This window comes from Mesorhizobium sp. M7A.F.Ca.AU.001.01.1.1, assembly GCF_004022735.1.
Taxonomy (GTDB): Bacteria; Pseudomonadota; Alphaproteobacteria; order Rhizobiales; family Rhizobiaceae; genus Mesorhizobium; species Mesorhizobium ciceri.
Map to the genome: position 1 here is coordinate 1 of NZ_RZPF01000571.1, position 4,369 is coordinate 4,369.

A 4,369-nucleotide genomic window follows, 5' to 3' on the forward strand; every position below is an offset into this window, starting at 1 on the left:
GTCGAGCACGGTTCTGGCATGCGAACCGGCGAGCCTCGCCTCGACATGCGTCGTCAGGCCGTCGGCGCTCTGGTTGAGGCTCGCCCGCTTCTCCCGCCACGCCTTGTCCACCGCCTCCATCACCTGGATGAAGCCGGGGCGGCCGTAGCGCGGCTCGCGCGGAAAATAGGTGCCGCCCCAGAACGGCTTGCCGTCCGGGGTCAGGAACATGGTCAGCGGCCAGCCGCCCTGCTCGCCCATCGAGGACAGCGCCGCCATATAGATCTGGTCGATGTCCGGGCGCTCCTCGCGGTCGACCTTGATATTGACGAACAGACGGTTCATGACGGCGGCGATGCCATCGTTTTCGAAGCTTTCATGCGCCATGACATGGCACCAATGGCAGGCGGCATAGCCGACCGAGAGCAGGATCGGCCTATCCAGCGCTTTCGCCTCTTCGAGCGAAGCCGGCGACCAGGCCCGCCAGTGGACGGGATTGCCGCTGTGCTGCTGCAGATAGGGGCTGGCTTCTTCGGCAAGCAGGTTTTGCGCGGGCAGCGTCACTGGGCAAACTCGGGTGCGATTGGCTGATAGGCGTGAAGCTAGGGCGGTTCAGTAGAGCGGGCAAATGATTTCAGGCGATTCCATCGTAGCGCTGTCGAGCGGCCGGCTGCCTGCCGGCGTCGCCGTCATCCGAATTTCCGGCCCACAGACTCGATTCGTCGTCGAAACGATTGCTGGGGCTATGGTTAAGGACCGCGCGGCGGCTCTGCGCAAGATGCGGGCACCCGATGGAGCCGTGCTCGACACCGGGCTGGTCGTGTTCTTTCCCGGTCCGGCCAGTTTCACCGGCGAGGACGTCGCGGAATTCCACGTTCATGGCGGCCGTGCCGTTGTGGCAAAAATGCTGGAGACGATGACCGGGTTTGACGGCGTCAGGCACGCGGAACCGGGCGAATTCACGCGTCGCGCCTTTCTGAACGGCAAGGTAGACCTGGTCGAGACCGAGGCGCTGGCGGATCTCGTCAATGCCGAGACGGAGGCGCAGCGGCGCTTCGCGGTGCAGAATGCCGACGGCGTACAGAGCGAACTCTATCTCGGCTGGCGCCGCAGGCTGATCCATGCCCGCGCCATGATCGAGGCCGAGATCGATTTCGCCGACGAGGAAGACGTCCCTGGTTCCGTTTCGGATGCGGTCTGGTCTGATGTCAGAACGATGATCGACGAGATCGACCGGCACATCGCCGGATTTCGCGCCGCCGAGATCATTCGCGACGGCTTTGAGGTCGTCATCCTCGGTGCCCCCAACGCCGGTAAGTCGAGTCTGTTCAACGCCCTGGCGCGGCGCGATGCCGCTATAGTAACGGATGAACCAGGCACGACCCGCGACCTGCTTGAAGTGACACTTGATGTTCAGGGGCTGCGTGTCCGGCTTACGGATACGGCCGGGTTGCGCGATGCGCCGGGGAAGGTCGAGGCGATCGGCATCGAGAAGGCGAGGGCCAAGGCGCATGGCGCCGATCTCTTGCTGTTGCTTCACGACATGGCGAAACCAAGGGATGTCGGTGAGCTGCCGACCGTGGCGCCCACCCTGCTTGTCGGCACCAAGCTTGATCTGATCGACGGCCGTGCAGTGCCCGACGCGACCGCCGACTATGATCTTGTCATCTCGGTGGAGGAGGGGACCGGCGTGGAGGAATTGCTGGCGGAGATTGGCCGGCGCGCGTCGGAGTCAGCCGGCAGCGTCGGCGATGTCCTGCCGTCGCGCCTTCGCCACGTCGAATTGCTTGGCGAGACCAACCGCCATCTGCATCGCGCCACTGACGGCCGGATGAACGAGCAGGAGTTGCGCGCGGAGGAGTTGCGGCTCGCCGCCGATCGCCTCGGCCGAATCGTCGGCGCCATCGACGTCGAGGACATGCTGGACGTGATCTTCTCGCAGTTCTGCATCGGGAAATGACTCACGTGAAACAGGGTCGCTGCGGCGTGAGCTCCCTTTAGATCGTATGTTGCTTTGCTGCATGGCTTCGTGATTTTCGACGAACCCCGAAGGCGGGTAGGCTTCATCTGGGCCACCACCGCGCTGCGCCGCCTGCATGACTCACGTGAAACGTGTCAGGCGGCCCGATGACTCACGTGAAACACTGGGCTGACTAGCGGCGCGGCTGTTTCACGTGAAACTTGTCGCGGAGTTTTCTTGACAGCGTCGCTCCGCAGGGACATGTGTCCCTCATTCTTCTGAGTCCAGGACGTTTGGAAATGACCAATCGCTATGATGTGGTTGTGGTGGGCGGCGGCCACGCGGGTTGCGAGGCGGCCAGCGCTGCCGCGCGCGCCGGCGCCAGGACGGCGCTGGTGACGCTGCGTTTCGACACGATCGGCGTCATGTCGTGCAACCCCGCGATCGGCGGGCTCGGCAAGGGCCACCTGGTGCGCGAGATCGATGCCATGGACGGCCTCATGGGCCGCGTGGCGGATGCGGCCGGCATACAGTTCCGCCTGCTCAACCGCCGCAAAGGCCCTGCGGTGCGCGGCCCGCGTACGCAGGCCGACAGAAAGCTCTATCGCCTTGCCATGCAGGAAGCGATTCGGCAGCAGAACGATCTCGACGTGGTCGAAGGCGAGGTTCTGGACTTCGAGATCGCCGACGGGCAGATCACGGCGGTTCTCCTAGCCGACGGCCGGCGCCTGGTCTGTGGCGCGGTCGTCCTGACGACCGGAACTTTTCTGCGCGGGCTTATCCATATCGGCGAGAAGAAGATCGTCGCCGGCCGCATGAACGAGCAGGCGAGCCTCGGCCTGTCGGCAACGATGGACCGCGCCGGCTTCAAGCTTGGACGGCTGAAGACCGGGACGCCGCCGCGGCTCGATGGCCGGACCATCGACTGGGCGTCGCTGGAAAGCCAGGCGGCGGATGCGGATCCGGTGCCGTTCTCGCTGATGACCGACCGTATCACCACGCCGCAGATCGATTGCGGCATTACGCGGACGACGACCGCGACGCATGAGTTGATACGCGCCAATCTCGGTCGCTCGGCCATGTATTCCGGATCGATCGAAGGCGTTGGGCCGCGCTATTGCCCGTCGATCGAGGACAAGATCGTCAAGTTCGGGGACAGGGACGGGCACCAGATTTTTCTGGAGCCGGAAGGCCTGGACGACGACACCGTCTATCCCAATGGCATTTCGACCTCGCTGCCCGAGGATGTGCAGCTCGACATCTTGAAAACCATTCCGGGGCTGGAGCGAGCCGTCATGCTGCAGCCCGGCTATGCCATCGAATATGATCATGTCGATCCGCGCGAGCTGCATCAGACGCTGGAGACGAAGCGCGTCAGTGGCCTGTTCCTCGCCGGGCAAATCAACGGCACGACCGGCTATGAAGAAGCGGCCGGGCAAGGCTTGCTTGCCGGCCTCAATGCGGCGCGGCGGGCGGCGGGCAGCGAGCAGATCGTGCTCAGCCGCACCGAGGCCTATATCGGCGTCATGGTCGATGATTTGACCAGCCGGGGCATTGCGGAGCCCTACCGGATGTTCACGTCGCGGGCCGAGTTCCGGCTGTCGCTACGCGCCGACAATGCCGATGAGCGGCTGACGCCCGTGGCTGCGAAGCTTGGCATCGCCTCGGCGCAGCGAATGCGACGCTACGGGGATGTCATGCAGAATCTTGATGAAGCGCGGGAGCTGGCGAAGTTGCTCACAATGACGCCCAACGAGGCGGCGCGTCATGGGCTGGAAATCAACCGGGACGGCGTGCGCCGGTCCGGTTATGAATTGCTGTCCTATCCCGACGTCGACGTGGCCTGGCTGGGTCGTATCGATTCGCGATTCGCGGCGATCGACGGCAAGACGGCGGAGCGCCTCGAAACAGAGGCGAAATATTCAGTCTATCTCGATCGCCAGAAGACGGATGTGGCGCAGATCCGGCATGAAGAGAGCCGGCTGATCCCCGAGACGGTCGATTTCGCCGGAGTGCCGGGTCTGTCGAACGAGTTGAAGCAGAAGATGCAGGCGCGGCGGCCGCGCTCCATCGCCGATGCCCAGCGCATGGAAGGCATGACGCCGGCGGCGCTGGCGATCATTGTCGCGCATGTCCGTCACGCGGAGAGCGCCCAGCGCCTGCAAAAGGATGTTGCGTGAGTTCTATGACCCTAGCGAGCCTGCAGGACACGGCAGGCCCGGTTTCACGTGAAACATTCGATCGGCTGGTGGCGTTCGAGCAGATGTTCCAGAAGTGGAATCGCAGCATCAATCTGGTGGCGCAATCGACCTCGGGCGACGTCTGGCAGCGTCATATATTGGACAGCGCGCAGCTCGCGCGCATAGAGCCCCAAGCCACACGCTGGGTGGATATCGGCTCAGGCGGCGGATTTCCGGGCCTTGTCATGGC

At 64.0% G+C, this 4,369-nt stretch carries 4 protein-coding genes; 3 read left to right on the forward strand and 1 reads right to left on the reverse strand.

Features of this window, described 5'->3' with window-relative positions; all coding sequences use genetic code 11:
- On the reverse strand, window positions 1–543 hold a 543-nt coding region (locus EN884_RS27275), incomplete at its 3' end, for a thioredoxin domain-containing protein (protein WP_164895176.1).
- A 64-nt stretch (window positions 544–607) separates the two neighbouring features.
- Here EN884_RS27275 and mnmE point away from each other — a divergent pair.
- The 3 genes from mnmE to EN884_RS27290 form a co-directional block, all read left to right on the forward strand.
- Entirely contained in the window at window positions 608–1,939 is a 1,332-nt protein-coding gene (gene mnmE, locus EN884_RS27280) for a tRNA uridine-5-carboxymethylaminomethyl(34) synthesis GTPase MnmE (protein WP_063169599.1), read from the forward strand.
- Between the two features lie 299 nt (window positions 1,940–2,238).
- On the forward strand, window positions 2,239–4,119 hold the full coding sequence (gene mnmG / locus EN884_RS27285) for a tRNA uridine-5-carboxymethylaminomethyl(34) synthesis enzyme MnmG (RefSeq protein ID WP_063169598.1): 1,881 nt from the start codon (window positions 2,239–2,241) through the stop codon (window positions 4,117–4,119).
- The coding region (locus EN884_RS27290) for an RsmG family class I SAM-dependent methyltransferase (RefSeq protein WP_206617651.1) at window positions 4,116–4,369 on the forward strand (254 nt) is incomplete at its 3' end. The genes mnmG and EN884_RS27290, both read left to right, overlap by 4 nt.